Source organism: Kribbella endophytica (assembly GCF_054781295.1).
The window spans coordinates 119,563-133,912 of sequence record NZ_BAAGUR010000005.1 but is presented as its reverse complement, the minus strand read 5'-3'; the positions used below and the strand labels follow the sequence as shown (position 1 = coordinate 133,912).

The window sequence follows — 14,350 nt, the reverse complement described above, 5'->3', positions numbered from 1 at the left end:
GCGTGACCACGTCCAGCCCCTCACTGCGATCCGAGGCCGGCGAGGTCGTACAGACAGTCGCCTTCCCGCTCATCCTCGTCGCCACCGGACTCGGCCTGATCCTGATGCCAGGCGTCGTCGGAGCAGACTGGCCGGGCTGGTCCTCGACGATGGTCCTGGTCGTCCTGCTCGTCGTACCGGCCGCCTTCGTCCTCACCATGGTCTCCGGCGCCACCAGCCGAGCCGTCCGCTGGATCGCCGTGATCGCAGTCCTCGCCTGCGGAGCCCGAGTCGTCTGGAGCCTGTACGACGCAGGCGACCGAGCAGCCTTCGCCGCAATCGCCCTGGCACCGTCCCTGCTCCTCCTGACCGCAGCCATCCTGCTGATCGCCTACTCGTGGCCCCGAGCAACCACCCAGCAACTAGCCGCCACAGCCCAAGCCAACGGCTGGCAGGTGGATCGCGAACTGCCCAAGGATCCCCAGCTCCCCGCGGCCCCGCTGCCTCTTCCGATCGGCCGGGTCCGGGTCGTGCGCAACGTCGTACGGGCCAACCGGGCGCTGGCCTTCGAGGTGCGCTGGCTGGAGTGGCACGGCATCGTGCCCAGCCGTCGTCGCCTGGCGGTCTTCGTCGGCCAGCAACTCGAGCAGGAGCTACCAGCCATGGAGGTCCGCCCAGGCAGCGGACTGACGCGCTCGGACCTCTCCCTGGAGAGCGCTGAGTTCAACCGATCCTTCGACGTGATCGGCGAGCAAGCGCCGTACGTGATGGCAATGCTGCAGCCACGAGTGATGCAGACCCTGCTCGACGGTCGTCCAGTCGGTCTGGTCGTCGACCGCGACGTACTGCTGACCTACCAGGACACCGGCCTGGACGCTGAGTCCCTGCAACGCGGCATGGCCACCATCCACCGCCTGAACGAGCTGGTGCCCGAGCATGTCTACGACCAGTGGGGCCTACGCCGCCCAGCAGGCCCCGGCGCGAAGCTGCGGTTCGCCAGACGGGCCTGGGAGTTCTCAGTCGGCAAGCTCTACCTCCGCTGGCTCGCCCTTTCGACCGGTCTGCTCGGCGTCACCCTGGCGACCTGTCTGGCCGGCGCAGCAGCCGAGGCCCACGCCAACCAGGCGGACTTCACCCCAACCAGGTCCCTGACCTCGCTGCTCATCGCAGTCGTCGTACTAGGCCTAACGGCGACTGGCTGCGGCATAGCGTCCAGACCGCGTCTGGCTCACGGCTCCGCGTCGGCGTAGTCACCGCAAGGCCCGCCACCAATGGCCGCCGGGATGGAGACAGTACGCCGGTCCGGACGAACCAGCGGGTCGTAGAACGCAGCGATCTCGGTGCTTGCCTCCGGCACGTAGTGGAAGATCAGCGAACGCCGGAAGCGGTCGGCACTGGAGTTCGGCCGTGACCCGTGCACGACGCTGCCGTGGAAGAACAGCACGTCCCCGGCGGTCATCTTGGTCTGCACCTTCCGCAGCCCGTCCGGCACCGGCACCTCCACGTTCGTGAACGACTGAGCCAGATCCGCCGGCTCCGGACACACCAACTCGGTGCGGTGCGAGCCCGGTACGACGGCCAGCCCGCCGTTCTCCGCGTCCACGTCGTCGATCGCGATCCACGCGGCCAGACAGGTCTCCGGGTCGGCACGCAGGAACGTGTTGTCCTGGTGCAGCGCCTGCCCCCGCGCGCCCGGCGGCTTGAAGTAGAACATCGACTGAGCCCCGAGTGACGGCCCGATCAGCGCGGTCACCACATCGAGGATCCGGCTGTCGAGCATCAGCTCCAGCGACAGCCGGCCGGCCTCGACATCGGTCCGGCGGTGCGGGTGGACGAACCGCGGGTACCTCGCCAGCGGGTCGTCCGCCGGTACGCCGTCGTCGATCGCCAGCGAGTGGTCCGCCGCGACCTGATTCATGAAAACAGTCCTGATCCGCTCGACCTCGGCGGGGCTGATCAGGCCGGGGACCTGGACCACACCCTCGCGCGCGTAGACGTCGGCGACGGTCTCGGACACTGTGCTCGTCATACTCCGAGTCTGCGCGCGGAGGCCCGGCGAGTGGATAGCCTATTGAGCTGTGAACCTTCGAGATCCTGCTAGACCGGATTCGTACACGCCGACCGTCCGGCGGTTGCTGGCCGGCGAGTTCGACGAGGGCCCGGACTACACGACGTACCGGCGCCGCGGCACGACCGACTGGCTGCTGATCCAGACGCTCGGCGGCCGAGGACGCTTCGGTACGGCGTACGAGGACGTCGTCGCCGAGCCCGGCAGCATCACGCTGGTCCAACCGGGCACGCTGCACGACTACGGCGTCGAGCCGGTACTACGGCGCTGGCATTTCCTGTTCGCGCATTTCCACCCCAAACCGGACTGGACGCCGCTGCTCGACTGGCCCGAGGCTGCGCCGGGCATCCTGCGACTCCACCCGAGCGAGCAGGCCACCGCCCGGATCGCCGACAACCTGGCCGCGGCCGTCCGGCACCAGTCCAGCGTGCTGACCCAGGGCGAACTGCTCGCGCTCAACGCGCTGGAGGCGGCGCTGCTCTGGGCCGACACCCAGAACCCGAAGGCGATCCCGATCGACGACCGGCTGCTCCGCGCAATAGAGCTGGTCGACCGCGACCTCAAGGCCGACCTCGACGTGCCCCGGCTCGCGCGGGCCGCCAACCTGTCGCCGTCCCGCTTCGCGCATCTGTTCCGCGCCCAGCTCGGCATCGCGCCCCAGCAGTTCGTCGAACGCCGCCGGATCGAGGCCGCCCGCCGGCTGCTCGAACTGACCACCCGCCCGGTCTCGTCGGTCGCCGCGGAGGTCGGCTTCACCAACCCGCTGTACTTCTCGACCCGCTTCCGCCACCACACCGGAGCAACTCCGACGGCGTACCGGAAGGGCTGATTGACCGGAACTGAATGGGCCCTCTTCATGCACTCGCTCGGCATTCTTCCGGCATTCTCGGACCGAATGGGCGAGATCGCGCGATTCCAGTCGGCACTGGGCTCTAGTCTGCTGCCATGAATCTTCGGACTGCCGTGGCGGTGCTGGCCACCCTCGTCGTTGTCGCAGTGTCGGCGTGCGCGCCGGAGGACGAGACCTCCGGTACGCCGAGCCCGACCGGGCCCGACGCTTGCAGCAAGGACAAGCTCGCGCTGAAGACGGCGGGTACGTTCACGGTCGGTACGGACAAGCCTGCCTACGGGCCTTGGTTCGTCGACGACAATCCGGCCAACGGCAAGGGGTACGAGTCGGCGGTGACCTACGCGGTCGCGAAGAGCCTCGGGTTCGCGGAGACCGAGGTGAAGTGGCAGACCGTGCAGTTCAACGCGGCGTTCGCGCCGGGGCCGAAGAAGTTCGACCTGGACGTCAACCAGATCTCGATCTCCGAGGACCGGCGCAAGGCGGTCGACTTCTCGTCGGGGTACTACGACGTCCGGCAGACCGTGATCACCACGGCCGGCAGCAAGATCGCCGACGTCAAGTCGGTGGCCGAGCTGGCCGACGCCAAGCTCGGCGCCCAGGTCGGCACGACCAGCTACACGTCGCTGCGGGACGTCATCAAGCCCAAGCAGACCCCGGCGGTGTACGACACGAACGACCTGGCCGTGCAGGCCCTGAAGAACAAGCAGATCGACGGCATCGTGGTCGACCTGCCGACCGGGTTCTACATGACCGCGGCCCAGCTGGACAACGGCAAGATCGTCGGTCAGCTGCCGGCTGGTGGCCAGGCCGAGCAGTTCGGGTTCGTGCTGGAGAAGGGCTCGGCACTGACGACCTGCGTCTCGAAGGCCGTCGACGGGCTGAAGGCCGACGGCACGCTGGCCAAACTCCAGCAGCAGTACCTGACCGCGGAAGGCGCACCGGAGCTCTCGTGACGCACCTTGTCTACTGGGCGGCTCGGCGAGGGGCACGCCGCGCCGAGCGGTACCTCGGCGGGGCACGCCGGGCCGAGCGGGACCTCGGCGGGGCATGCCGGGCCGAGCGGGACCTCGGCGGGGCATGCCGGGCCGAGCGGGACCTCGGCGGGGCATGCCGGGCTGATTGGGACCTCGGCGGGGCACGACGCCGGGCCGAGCGGGACCTCGCGCCTGTCGTGCGGGGAGTGTTGTGAGCGACTGGCAGCCGTCGGCGCTGCAGTTGGAGCGGCTGGCGTACCGGCGGCGACGGACCGTGCGGTCAGGCGTGATCGCCGGCGTCAGCACCGTCGTACTGGTGGCGCTGCTCGCGGTCGGGATCGGTTCGACGCCGGGCTGGCCGCGGGTGCGGGAGACCTTCTTCAACGTCGAGCGCGGCTGGGAGGCGTTGCCGGTCGTTGCCCAGGGCCTCTGGTTGAACGTCCGGGTGATGCTGGTCTGCGCGGTGCTGATCGTGATCCTGGGACTGACGCTCGCGATCATGCGGACGTTGCGGGGACCGATCTTCTTTCCCCTGCGGGTCTTCGCCGCGGCGTACACGGATGTCTTCCGCGGTCTCCCGCTGCTGCTCGTGATCTTCCTGCTCGGCTTCGGCGTTCCTGCGCTGCAGTTGCGCGGGCTGCCGAACGAAGCGGTGATCTGGGGCGGAGCCGCGCTGGTGCTGACCTACTCGTCGTACGTTGCCGAGGTCTTCCGCGCCGGCATCGAATCGATCCACCCGTCCCAGCGCGCGGCCGCGCGATCGCTCGGGCTGTCCCACCGGCAGACGCTGCGGTTCGTCGTACTGCCGCAGGCAGTTCGCCGCGTCATGCCGCCGCTGCTCAACGACTTCGTCTCGCTGCAGAAGGACTCCGGTCTGATCGCCGTACTGGGAGTCATCGACGCGATCCGTGCCGCGCAGCTCGAGACCGCGGAGGACTTCAACTTCACGCCGTACGTCGTGGCCGGGATCCTGTTCGTCGCGCTGACCATCCCGCTCACGCGGCTGACCGACTGGGTCGCCCGCCGGCAAGGCTGGTACGGCGGGGGAGGTGGTCCGGTATGACCCTGCTGTCGCTGCGCGGTGTCCGCAAGACCTACGGCACCAACGTGGTCCTCGACGACTTCGACCTCGACGTCGACGCCGGCCAGTGCGTCGTCCTGATCGGTGCGTCCGGCTCCGGCAAGTCGACCCTGCTGCGCTGCGTCAATCTCCTGGAAACCGTCGACGACGGCGTCATCGAACTCGACGGCGAGGACATCACCGACCCCCGAGCCAACGCCGACCGCATCCGCTCGGGCATCGGCATCGTGTTCCAGTCCTACAACCTCTTCCCCCACTTGTCGGTCCTGGACAACGTCACCCTCGCCCCCATCCGAGTCCACGGCGTCCCCAAAGCCGCAGCCCGCACCCAGGCGATGGAAATCCTCGACCGAGTAGGCCTCGCCGACAAGGCGTCCGCCCGCCCCGACAACCTCTCCGGCGGCCAGCAACAACGCGCCGCCATCGCCCGCGCGTTGGTCAACAACCCCAAACTGATGCTCCTCGACGAGGTGACTTCAGCCCTGGACCCCGAGCTCGTCGGCGAAGTCCTGGACCTCCTCAAGGCCCTCAAGTCCGACGGCATCACCATGCTCATCTGCACTCACGAAATGACCTTCGCCCGCGAGGTAGCCGACCAAATCTGCTTCCTGGACCAAGGCCGCCTCCTCGAATCCGGCCCACCCTCCCAGGTCTTGGTCCACCCCCGAGAACCCCGCACCCAGGAGTTCCTCAGCCGAATCACCAACGCCGGCCGCCTGTAGAACTACCAGGGGCGCATAGCATCACTCGATGGTGAGTCGTGGGGTTGAGGGTGTGCAGGTCGGGCTGCTTGGGGTGCGGCAGGCGGTGGCTGAGCGGGGGCTCGGACTTGAGGGCATTCACATCGCTCGCGAGGGTGAGGAACCGGTTTCGTTTCGGTGGGGCAGTGACGATCGGCGCGATGTCTACTCGGTGTCGAAGACGTTTACGTCGGTTGCGGTCGGGATCGCCCGGGCGGAAGGGCTTCCTGTCGACCACGCTGACCGCGCAGCCTGGGACGAAGTACGCCTATCGCGGGACCAACTCGTACCTCCTCGGCCGGATCATCGCCGCCGCGAGCGGCTCTGATCTTCGCGACTTCTCATGCCGCGTTTGTTCCAGCCGCTGGCGATCGGCAACCCGCAGTGGTTCCGCTGCCCGCTCGGCTTTCCCCTCGGCGCGATGGGCCTGCACCTGCGGACGGACGAGATCGCCCGCCTCGGTGAAATCCTGCTGCACAACGGCAACTACCGCGGCCGGCAGCTAGTTCCGGGCCGAGTACGTCGAGCTCCCGTACCTCTAGGGCTGCAGTGAGTCCAGGTACTCGCCGACGCGGGTTTGGATCTCCGCGGGCGAGACGTCGCGGTCGCGGAGTTCCTGGAGCCAGGAGGTGAGGATCGGGTACGGCGCGATGAACTCGAGCGCGATGCCGTCGGGGTCGCGGAAGTTCAGGTGGTGGGAGAACTCCATGTCGCGGATCGGCGTGTACGTCACGCCGTGCTCGTCGAAGCGGCGCTCCCACTCGGACAGTTCCTCGCGACTCTCGGCGGCGAAGCCGAGGTGGTCGAGCCCGGTACTCAGCTCGGTGAACCCACCACCGGCGCCGTTCTCGTGCTTCACGACCGAGAGCATGAACCCGCTCGGTTTGTCGAGCAGCATCCGGGCGTACCCGAAGTCCAGCAACGGCATCAGCCCGAGTACGTCGACGTAGAACCGCTCACTGCGATCCAGATCCGTCACCGACAAGCTGACATGGTCGACCCCACTGAAAACAGGCATCGCAAATCCCCTCCCCGAGAGGCAATGTAACTCCGTCGGGCCGCCGCCAACAGGCTCAGCTCGCCTAGGACGGCCGACTCGCCGAGGGCGTTTCGGCCGACTGCCTGTTGACGGTGTGGTCAGCCACCAGGTCTCCTCGCCGAATTCCGGGCTGCTGAGCGGCGGTGGAGCCATACCACCGATCTGGCGTGTGCTGGACGAATTCGGCTGTGGCTGAAGTCGTCTGGTTGTCGCCTCGACTGGTTCTAGCGTCGTGAGCACTGGCGGATCGATCGGCGGGAGGACCTTGGTGACTACCCATCCGGGCTTCAGCGAGTTCGTCGCCGGTCGGTACGACGGGCTGCTGCGGACGGCGTACTTCCTGGTGCAGGATCGCCTGCTGGCCGAGGACCTGGTACAGACGACGCTGCTGAAGTGCTGGGTGGCGTGGGACTCGATCCGGGCCGACGACCCCACCGGGTACGTGCGGCAGGTGCTGGTGAACACGTGCCGCGCGTCGTGGCGGGTGAAGAAGGGCAAGCTGGAGTTCCCGACCGACCAGCTGTCGGTGCTCACCACGTCGATCGAATGGTCCGAGCAGCTCGAACGCCACTTCGTCCTGGTCGCAGCACTGGCCCGGCTGCCGCGATCGATGCGCCGGGCCGTGGTGCTGCGCTTCCTGATGGACCTGACCGAGGCCCAGACCGCCGAGCTGGCCGGCTGCTCCGTCGGCACGATCAAGAGCCAGACCAGCCGAGCCCTGACCCGGCTCCGGCTGGACCCGACCCTCAACGACCTCCGGCGTACGGCGTAGCCGCGAGACCTGCGCGGCCTCCCGGCGTACGGCGTCGACGCGAGACCTGCGCGACGTCCGGCGTAGCCGCCAGGCCCCCGGCGTACCAGCTCAGCCCAGCGGGTTGAGCTCCTGGAAGTCGGACTCCTGCATCACCCGCCGTACGCCGATCGGCTGCTGCGTCGGCACGCCGCCAGGACCAGGCACCTGCGAGACCAGCGCGGCGATCTCGATCGCGCGCTCCTCGGACTCGACGTCGATCACCTGGAAGCCGGCCAGCAGCTCCTTCGACTCCAGGAACGGCCCATCGGTGATCACCGGCGCCGAGACCCCGTCCGACGTCACCGACTTGGCCAGGTCCGGTCCGGTCAACGCCTCCCCACCGATCAGCTCGCCCGACTCCCGCAGCTCGGCGTTGAGCTTCTCGTAGTAGTCCATGTGCGCCTTCACGTCCTCCGGCGCCCACTCGGTCATCGGCGTGGTGATCGCCCCACCGTTGTAGTCCACGATCAGCAGGAACTTCGTCATCACGGTCTCCTCTGGTTCAGCACCCAGGTGGTGCTCTCACCCGGGGGACGAAGCCGGCGCGAGGTCCTCGACATCCCCGGTCAAAGAAAAATCTAGCGGGATGCCAGGTACGTCAGGACGGCCATCACTCGGCGGTTGTCGTCTTCCGAGGGCGGCAGGTCGAGTTTGGCGAAGATGTTGTTGGTGTGTTTGCTGACGGCCTTCTCGGTGACGAAGAGGGCGGCGGCGATGGCGGCGTTGGAGCGGCCTTCGGCCATCAGGCCGAGGACCTCGGACTCGCGGGGGGTCAGGCGGGTGACGGGGGAGTCGCGGGTGCTGCGGGCCAGCAGTTGGCCGATGACGTCGGGGTCCATCGCGGTGCCGCCGGCGGCGACGCGGCGGACGGAGTCGAGGAACTCGGCGACGTTGGAGACGCGGTCCTTGAGGAGGTAGCCGACGGCGCCGCCTCCGCCGGTGAGGAGCTCGCGGGCGTAGAGCTGTTCGACGTACTGCGACAGCACCAGGATCGGCAGGCCGGGGACCTGGCGGCGGGCCTCGATGGCGGCTTTGAGGCCCTCGTCGGTGAAGCTCGGGGGAAGCCGGACGTCGACGACGGCCACGTCCGGCCGGTGCTCGACGAGCGCCGGGACCAGCCGGGGGCCGTTGTCGACGGCTTCGACGACGGTGAAGTCGTGGGCTTCCAGCAGCCGGATCAGGCCGTCCCGGAGGAGGGCGTGATCTTCAGCGATGAGGACTCGCAAGGCAACTCCATGATCACGGTGGTCGGCCCGCCGGTCGGACTGACCACGGTCAACGTACCGTCGAAGGCGGCCAGTCGCCGCTGGATTCCGTAGAGTCCACCGCCCACTGTGACCGTGGCCCCACCGACACCGTCGTCCCCGACGATGATGTGCAGCCGCTCTTCCTCGTGCGTGATCTGGACCCAGGCGTTCGTGGCGGCCGAGTACTTGACCGCGTTGGCCAGGGCTTCGGCGACCGCGAAGTACGCGGCGGACTCGACCGGCGCCGGCGGACGACCCGGTACGTCGAACATGACGTCGACCTTGAACGGGCAGGTCAGCGCGAGCGCCTTGACCGCACCGTCGAGTCCCCGGTCGGCGAGCACCGGCGGGTGGATGCCGCGGACCAGGTCGCGGAGCTCCGACAGCGCCGTACTGGCCGACTCGCGGGCCTCGGTGAGCAGCGCCGCGGCCTGCTCGGGGTCACGGGCGACCATCTCCTCGGCCATCCCGAGGTTCATGCTCAGCGCGGCGAGCCGGGCCTGGGCCCCGTCGTGCAGGTCCCGCTCGATCCGGCGCAGCTCGGCGGCCTGGGTGTCGACGGTCTCGGCGCGGGACTCGGCCAGTTCGCGGACCCGGATCGCCAGTTGGGCGTTCTCGGTCGGGCCGAGCAGCGACTTGGCCAGGAACGCGTTGGCCCGCAGCAGCCGCTCACCGGCCGCCGACCAGATCAGGAAGGCGACGAACCCGATCGGCACCATCCCGAAAGCGGTCAGCGGGGTCAGCGTGGGCAGGATCGCTCCGCCGAACGGCTCGTCGAACACGCCGGGCGGCGTCACCCAGACCAGGAACGGGTAGATCAGGTAGAACACCGAAGCGAGGAACAGTACGGCGGACAGCAGCGTCAGCGTGAACCCGATCACCGCGTTGACCAGCAGCCAGGCGATGTCGCGCCAGGTGGCCGGGTCGGTCAGCGTCGTGCGCAGCCACATCAGCATGCCGGGCATCGGCGGCTTGCGGTACGGCCGCGGGATCCGGACGCCGAGGAAGCTCGACATGATCGTGCGGTGGCAGTTCGCGAACCAGCGGGTGCAGGGCACGAACACCAGCAGCATCGGGATGCCGACCCAGACCGCGATCAGCGGGACCGCGACGACGTTGAGCACGAAGAACGCGATGCCGATCTCGGCCAGGATCGCCAGCCCGAGCGCGACGAAGGGCTGCGCCAGCCGCGGGAACCGCAGCGGCGGCGCCTCGGTGGCGCTCTGGATGGTCGTCATCGTGTGTCTCCCGTGGTGAGGTCGAGCGAACTCCCACCATCATGACCGAGTTCCGGGTCCGGCTCAGTGGTGCTAGACCCACCCTGACCAGGTGCTTAACCCCCAGCTCGGCCGGGTGGTAGCACGCGTGCGCCGAGCGCGAAGGGGCACCAGGGTGGATCACGTACGCTGGCCGTGGCTGTACGCCATGGCCTCCACCGCTCAGAGACGAGGCACCAGATGGCACAGCCACTTGCCCTTGCCCATGCCCGGACCAAACAGCAGAAGGGCAGCGATTTCGCCCCGCTGCTGCGCCAGGTCCGCGAGGCCGGCCTGCTGGAACGCCGTACGGCGTCCTACGTGATCGCGATCGGGCTGAACATGGCGCTGATCGCGGCCACCTGGGCCGGTGTGGTCCTGCTGGGCAACTCGTGGCTGCAGTTGCTGCTGGCGATCCCGCTCGCGATCTTCACCACCCGGGCCGCGTTCTTCGGCCACGACGCCGGGCACCAGCAGATCGGCAGCTCCCGCAAGGCGCACGACCTGATCGGGCAGCTGCACGGCAACCTGCTCTGCGGGATGAGCTACGGCTGGTGGAACGACAAGCACAACCGCCACCACGCCAACCCGAACCACACCGACAAGGACCCGGACGTCGGCGAGGGCGTGCTGGTCTGGACGCTGGAGCAGGCCGAGGGCCGCACCGGTCTGCACGGCTGGCTGAGCCGCCATCAGGCGAAGATCTTCTTCCCGCTGCTCACCCTCGAGGGCCTCAACCTCAAGGTGTCGAGCGTGCTGTTCCTGGTCGGCCGCCGCAAGCGTCACGACGCCCGCGTCGAGCTGATGCTGATGGCCGCGCACCTGACGCTGTACTTCACCGCGCTGTTCCTGATCATGTCGCCGGGCAAGGCGATCGCGTTCGCCGCGCTGCACCACGCGCTGTTCGGCCTGCACCTGGGCAGTGTCTTCGCGCCGAACCACAAGGGCATGGAGATGCCGGACGACGACAGCAACTGGGGTCACCTGGAGAAGCAGGTGCTCACCTCGCGCAACGTCGACGGCGACCTGGTCACCGACTGGATGATGGGCGGCCTGAACTACCAGATCGAGCACCACCTCTTCCCGAGCATGCCGCGGGCCAACCTGCGCTTCGCGCAGCCGATCGTGCGCTCGTACTGCGAGAAGATCGGCATGCCGTACCTGAGTACGGGGCTGATCGAGTCCTACCGGATGGGTCTGGGACACATGCACGAAGTGGGCAGCGAGCTCCGCGCTCAGCACGCGAAGTGAGCAACTCTCCGCGAGGTACGGCGGCCGGGGCCGGAGTCGGTTAGGTTCTTGGTCTCGGGGCCGACCTTGTACGAGGGAGACCTGCATGACCGACACGTCCGGTTTGAGTCGTCGCGGCCTGCTCGGAGCCGTCGCCGGCGCAACCGCCGCCACCGCCCTGTCGACGCCTGCTTGGGCTGTGGACGACCCGCGACCGGGAGCTGTCCGGCCGCCCGCGCTGGACAAGTACGACCGGCAGATCGTCAAGGAGATCTCCTCGGACCGCGCCCTGCAGCACCTCAAGGTGTTGTCCGAGCAGATCGGCCCGCGGATCGGCGGCGCGGTCAGCGAGAAGCGCGCTGCGGACTACCTGGCCGGCCAGCTGGACAGGTTCGGCTACCGGACCCGGCTCGAACCGTTCCCGGTCGCCGACAAGTTCACCGCTCAGATCGGCGACCTGCGGAACCTGCTGCCGGACGACATCTGCTGGCAGGCGGGCGCGGCTCCGGGCGGCAAGCTCAACGTGACGGTCCAGGGTCCGGCGCGCGACGTCGGGCCCGCGACGGCTCCGGTCTGGCCGGCGGACGTCGCCGGCGCCGTCGTACTGGCTGATGACATGGCTGCGGCTCGGCCGGCCTTCGTCGCCGAGGCGGCGTCGAGGGGTGCGGTCGCGGTGATCCTGCTGCCGGCGGATCAGGTGTTCCCGCGCCGGGCGTCCGCCTTCGCGCCGAGCGGGCTGACGGACGCGCCGATCCCCGTGATCGGCGTTGCCCAAGTCCAGAAGCGGCTCCTGCGGGAGGCGCTCGCCGTGGTGACCTCGTTGCCGCTGTCCATCGGTACGACGGCCCACCGCAGCCTGATCTCCAACAACGTGATCGGCGAACGCCGCGGCAAGGGCAGCAACCCGCCGATCGTGATGGTCAGCGGTCACTACGACACGGTGATCGGCGCCCCGGGCGCCAACGACGACGGCTCCGGCACGGTCCTCACGCTCGAGCTCGCCCGCGTCCTGGCGAACCTGCCGACCGAGGCGACGCTGCGCTTCGCGCTGTGGGGCTCGGAGGAGCAGGGCCTGATCGGGTCGCGCTACCACGTGGCGCAGCTCGCGCAGGACCAGCGCGATCGCTACCGCGCCGTCTTCCAGAACGACATGGTCGCGACCAGCTGGGACCCGGCGATCGTCTACTGGCTGCTCTCCTTCGACGGGCTCGCCAACACCGCGACGGACGCCGTACGGGCTTCCGGCCAGCGACTCGGGTACGACGCGCAGCTGGTCGGCCCGGTCACCCGCGGAGCCAGCGACCACCAGTCCTTCCAGGAGGTCGGCATCGCGGCCGCGAACTTCTCCTGGCGAGGCGAGTCGTCTCCCGCCCTTCTCGAACCGCCGTACCACTCGCCCGAGGACACCATCGCCAAGAACGTCAGCCTGGAACGCCTCAAGGTCTCCATGGAACTGATCGGCACCGCGGCGTACTCCGTCGCCCGGAGGCGTTAGACCCGTACAACGACCTTGCCGCCGGCGCTCCCGCTCGCTACCAGGGCGTGGGCGTCGGCGACTGTCTCCAAGGTGAACTCCTGGTCGTGCAGGCGCGGCCTGAGCAGCCCTGCCTCCGCGAGCGAAGCCGCCTCGCGCAGGATCTCGCCGTGGTGCTCGCGGCCTTCGCCGGTGAGCAGCGGCCTGAGCGTGAAGACGCCCGAGTACGTCGCACCGCGGAACGAGAGCGGCGCCAACGCGTGGGTGCCCCAGCCGAGCGCACTCACCACGTGCCCGGTGTAGACCTTCGCTGCGGCGAACGAGTCGTCGAGCGTCGTGCCGCCGACCGTGTCGAAGACGATGTCGAAACCTTCTCCACCGGTGTGCTCGGCGACGTACTCCGCGACGGTCGTCGTGGTGTAGTCGATCGGCGTCGCGCCCAGCGCGGTGATCGTGGCCAGGCTGCGGGCCGATCCGGTCGCGTACACCTCGGCGCCGCGAGCCTTGGCTAGCTGGATCGCGATACTGCCGACCCCGCCCGCGCCGCCGTGCACGAGGACCTTCTGACCAGCCCGTACGCCGGCCCGGTCGACGAGCGCCTCCCAGGCGGTGACGAACACGAGGGGGAGTGCCGCCGCCTCCTCGAAGCTCAGCTCGGCCGGCTTGGGTGCGAGCAGGCGAGCGTCGACCGCGGCGTACTCGCCGAGTGAGCCGGGCACGTCGCCGACGCCGCCGATCAGGCCGAACACTTCGTCACCGGGCGCGAAGCTGCCGGCGCCAGACGGTCCCACAGCCTCGACGACACCTGCGACGTCCAGCCCCAGAACGGCCGGCAGGACGCTCCGCGCGTGGGCTGCCTTGCCTTCGCTGATCTTCGTGTCCAGCGGGTTGACCCCGCTCGCCTTCACCCGGACCAGGACCTGACCAGGGCCGGGAGTCGGCCGGTCGAGCTCGGCCAGCCTGAGCGGGGTGCCGAACGCTTCCAGTACTACTGCGCGCATGAGATCTCCAAGGAACGGACAAGTCTGTCTGATTACGAGCAGGCGGCGTCGACCAGCGACCGCGCCGCCAGCTTGGCTGCCTGGGGCATCGCCGGGTCCTGCTCGAGCTTGCCGGCGGCCAGCGTCCCGTCGATCAGCAGCGTGAGCTGGACAGCCAGCTGGTTCGGGTCGGCTGCTCCGGCTCCCTCGGCGAGGAACTTCACCCATTCGCGGACGGTGCGCTTGTGCTCGACGGTCGCGGCGTAGGCCCGGCTCCCCGGCTCGCTCTCGGCCGCCGCGTTGATGAACGGGCAGCCGTAGAAGCCGTGCCGGGCAAAGGATTCGGCCACCGCGTCGAACATCCCGACCAGTTGCTCGCGCGGATCCTGCCCGGCGGCGAGTGCGGCCTTGCGCAGCTTGCCACGCCAGCTCTCGTCGGTCTGCCGCAGGTACGCCTCGGCGAGCTCGTCCTTGGACGGGAAGTGCGCGTACAGCGTCGACTTGGCCACGCCGGAGTCGGCGATGATCCGGTCGATGCCGACCCCGCGCAGGCCGTGGGCGCGGAACAGCTCGTCCGCCGTACCGAGGATGCGTTCTTTCGCCGATATCGCCATACCTGAATCATACAGACAGGTCTGT

The 14,350-nt window shown here is 68.8% G+C and carries 16 protein-coding genes; 9 read left to right on the top strand and 7 right to left on the bottom strand.

The window, feature by feature from the left end:
* Positions 1–2 precede the first annotated feature (2 nt).
* Positions 3–1,229, top strand: coding sequence for a hypothetical protein (locus ACYVIO_RS36675; protein ID WP_460655587.1), 1,227 nt, complete (start codon positions 3–5; stop codon positions 1,227–1,229).
* Here ACYVIO_RS36675 and ACYVIO_RS36670 read toward each other — a convergent pair.
* Entirely contained in the window at positions 1,208–2,008 is an 801-nt protein-coding gene (locus ACYVIO_RS36670) for a phytanoyl-CoA dioxygenase family protein (RefSeq protein ID WP_460655586.1), read from the bottom strand. The two genes, ACYVIO_RS36675 and ACYVIO_RS36670, sit on opposite strands and share 22 nt — an antisense overlap.
* Before the next feature lie 49 nt (positions 2,009–2,057).
* Here ACYVIO_RS36670 and ACYVIO_RS36665 point away from each other — a divergent pair, with 49 nt between their 5' ends.
* The 5 genes from ACYVIO_RS36665 (at position 2,058) to ACYVIO_RS36645 (ending at position 6,245) form a co-directional block, all read left to right on the top strand.
* A complete protein-coding gene (locus ACYVIO_RS36665; RefSeq protein ID WP_460655585.1) occupies positions 2,058–2,876 on the top strand; it encodes a helix-turn-helix domain-containing protein in 819 nt (272 codons plus the stop codon).
* Positions 2,877–2,992: 116 nt separating this feature from the next.
* On the top strand, positions 2,993–3,850 hold the full coding sequence (locus ACYVIO_RS36660) for an ABC transporter substrate-binding protein (RefSeq protein WP_460655584.1): 858 nt from the start codon (positions 2,993–2,995) through the stop codon (positions 3,848–3,850).
* A 232-nt stretch (positions 3,851–4,082) separates the two neighbouring features.
* Positions 4,083–4,934 carry an amino acid ABC transporter permease gene (locus tag ACYVIO_RS36655; protein WP_460655583.1) on the top strand — a complete coding sequence of 284 codons (852 nt, stop codon included), beginning with the start codon at positions 4,083–4,085 and terminating at the stop codon, positions 4,932–4,934.
* A complete protein-coding gene (locus tag ACYVIO_RS36650) occupies positions 4,931–5,674 on the top strand; it encodes an amino acid ABC transporter ATP-binding protein (protein WP_460655582.1) in 744 nt (247 codons plus the stop codon). The genes ACYVIO_RS36655 and ACYVIO_RS36650 overlap by 4 nt, the downstream gene beginning before the upstream one ends.
* Before the next feature lie 361 nt (positions 5,675–6,035).
* A complete protein-coding gene (locus ACYVIO_RS36645; protein ID WP_460655581.1) occupies positions 6,036–6,245 on the top strand; it encodes a hypothetical protein in 210 nt (69 codons plus the stop codon).
* Here the strand turns inward: ACYVIO_RS36645 and ACYVIO_RS36640 are convergent.
* Positions 6,231–6,710 carry a VOC family protein gene (locus ACYVIO_RS36640; RefSeq protein ID WP_460655580.1) on the bottom strand — a complete coding sequence of 160 codons (480 nt, stop codon included), beginning with the start codon at positions 6,708–6,710 and terminating at the stop codon, positions 6,231–6,233. The two genes, ACYVIO_RS36645 and ACYVIO_RS36640, sit on opposite strands and share 15 nt — an antisense overlap.
* Before the next feature lie 289 nt (positions 6,711–6,999).
* On the opposite strand from ACYVIO_RS36640, the gene ACYVIO_RS36635 reads away from it, so the two are divergent.
* Positions 7,000–7,503 (top strand): SigE family RNA polymerase sigma factor, encoded by a 504-nt coding sequence (locus tag ACYVIO_RS36635; protein WP_460655579.1) that lies wholly within the window; start codon positions 7,000–7,002, stop codon positions 7,501–7,503.
* A 90-nt stretch (positions 7,504–7,593) separates the two neighbouring features.
* Here the strand turns inward: ACYVIO_RS36635 and ACYVIO_RS36630 are convergent, their stop codons facing one another.
* From ACYVIO_RS36630 to ACYVIO_RS36620, 3 genes are all read right to left on the bottom strand, one after another.
* A complete protein-coding gene (locus ACYVIO_RS36630; RefSeq protein WP_460655578.1) occupies positions 7,594–8,010 on the bottom strand; it encodes a YciI family protein in 417 nt (138 codons plus the stop codon).
* A gap of 92 nt (positions 8,011–8,102) precedes the next feature.
* Entirely contained in the window at positions 8,103–8,750 is a 648-nt protein-coding gene (locus ACYVIO_RS36625) for a response regulator (protein WP_460655577.1), read from the bottom strand.
* A complete protein-coding gene (locus tag ACYVIO_RS36620) occupies positions 8,702–10,009 on the bottom strand; it encodes a sensor histidine kinase (RefSeq protein ID WP_460655576.1) in 1,308 nt (435 codons plus the stop codon). Before ACYVIO_RS36620 ends, ACYVIO_RS36625 begins: the two co-directional genes overlap by 49 nt.
* A 219-nt stretch (positions 10,010–10,228) precedes the next feature.
* Here ACYVIO_RS36620 and ACYVIO_RS36615 point away from each other — a divergent pair, with 219 nt between their 5' ends.
* Positions 10,229–11,278, top strand: coding sequence for a fatty acid desaturase family protein (locus ACYVIO_RS36615; RefSeq protein WP_460655575.1), 1,050 nt, complete (start codon positions 10,229–10,231; stop codon positions 11,276–11,278).
* 85 nt (positions 11,279–11,363) lie between these two features.
* Positions 11,364–12,752 carry a M28 family peptidase gene (locus ACYVIO_RS36610; RefSeq protein ID WP_460655574.1) on the top strand — a complete coding sequence of 463 codons (1,389 nt, stop codon included), beginning with the start codon at positions 11,364–11,366 and terminating at the stop codon, positions 12,750–12,752.
* On the opposite strand, the gene ACYVIO_RS36605 is transcribed toward ACYVIO_RS36610, so the two are convergent.
* Positions 12,749–13,732, bottom strand: coding sequence for a zinc-dependent alcohol dehydrogenase family protein (locus tag ACYVIO_RS36605; protein ID WP_460655573.1), 984 nt, complete (start codon positions 13,730–13,732; stop codon positions 12,749–12,751). The two genes, ACYVIO_RS36610 and ACYVIO_RS36605, sit on opposite strands and share 4 nt — an antisense overlap.
* Positions 13,733–13,764: 32 nt before the next feature.
* On the bottom strand, positions 13,765–14,325 hold the full coding sequence (locus ACYVIO_RS36600) for a TetR/AcrR family transcriptional regulator (protein WP_460655572.1): 561 nt from the start codon (positions 14,323–14,325) through the stop codon (positions 13,765–13,767).
* Positions 14,326–14,350: the final 25 nt, after the last annotated feature.

Bases quoted from the DNA above. Each gene is read 5' to 3' on its own strand.
- ACYVIO_RS36600 (WP_460655572.1), bottom strand. From the start codon at position 14,325: ATGGCGATATCGGCGAAAGAACGCATCCTCGGTACGGCGGACGAGCTG.
- ACYVIO_RS36660 (WP_460655584.1), top strand. From the start codon at position 2,993: ATGAATCTTCGGACTGCCGTGGCGGTGCTGGCCACCCTCGTCGTTGTC.
- ACYVIO_RS36605 (WP_460655573.1), bottom strand. From the start codon at position 13,732: ATGCGCGCAGTAGTACTGGAAGCGTTCGGCACCCCGCTCAGGCTGGCC.
- ACYVIO_RS36645 (WP_460655581.1), top strand. From the start codon at position 6,036: ATGCCGCGTTTGTTCCAGCCGCTGGCGATCGGCAACCCGCAGTGGTTC.
- ACYVIO_RS36610 (WP_460655574.1), top strand. From the start codon at position 11,364: ATGACCGACACGTCCGGTTTGAGTCGTCGCGGCCTGCTCGGAGCCGTC.
- ACYVIO_RS36615 (WP_460655575.1), top strand. From the start codon at position 10,229: ATGGCACAGCCACTTGCCCTTGCCCATGCCCGGACCAAACAGCAGAAG.
- ACYVIO_RS36630 (WP_460655578.1), bottom strand. From the start codon at position 8,010: ATGACGAAGTTCCTGCTGATCGTGGACTACAACGGTGGGGCGATCACC.
- ACYVIO_RS36650 (WP_460655582.1), top strand. From the start codon at position 4,931: ATGACCCTGCTGTCGCTGCGCGGTGTCCGCAAGACCTACGGCACCAAC.
- ACYVIO_RS36620 (WP_460655576.1), bottom strand. From the start codon at position 10,009: ATGACGACCATCCAGAGCGCCACCGAGGCGCCGCCGCTGCGGTTCCCG.
- ACYVIO_RS36640 (WP_460655580.1), bottom strand. From the start codon at position 6,710: ATGCCTGTTTTCAGTGGGGTCGACCATGTCAGCTTGTCGGTGACGGAT.
- ACYVIO_RS36670 (WP_460655586.1), bottom strand. From the start codon at position 2,008: ATGACGAGCACAGTGTCCGAGACCGTCGCCGACGTCTACGCGCGCGAG.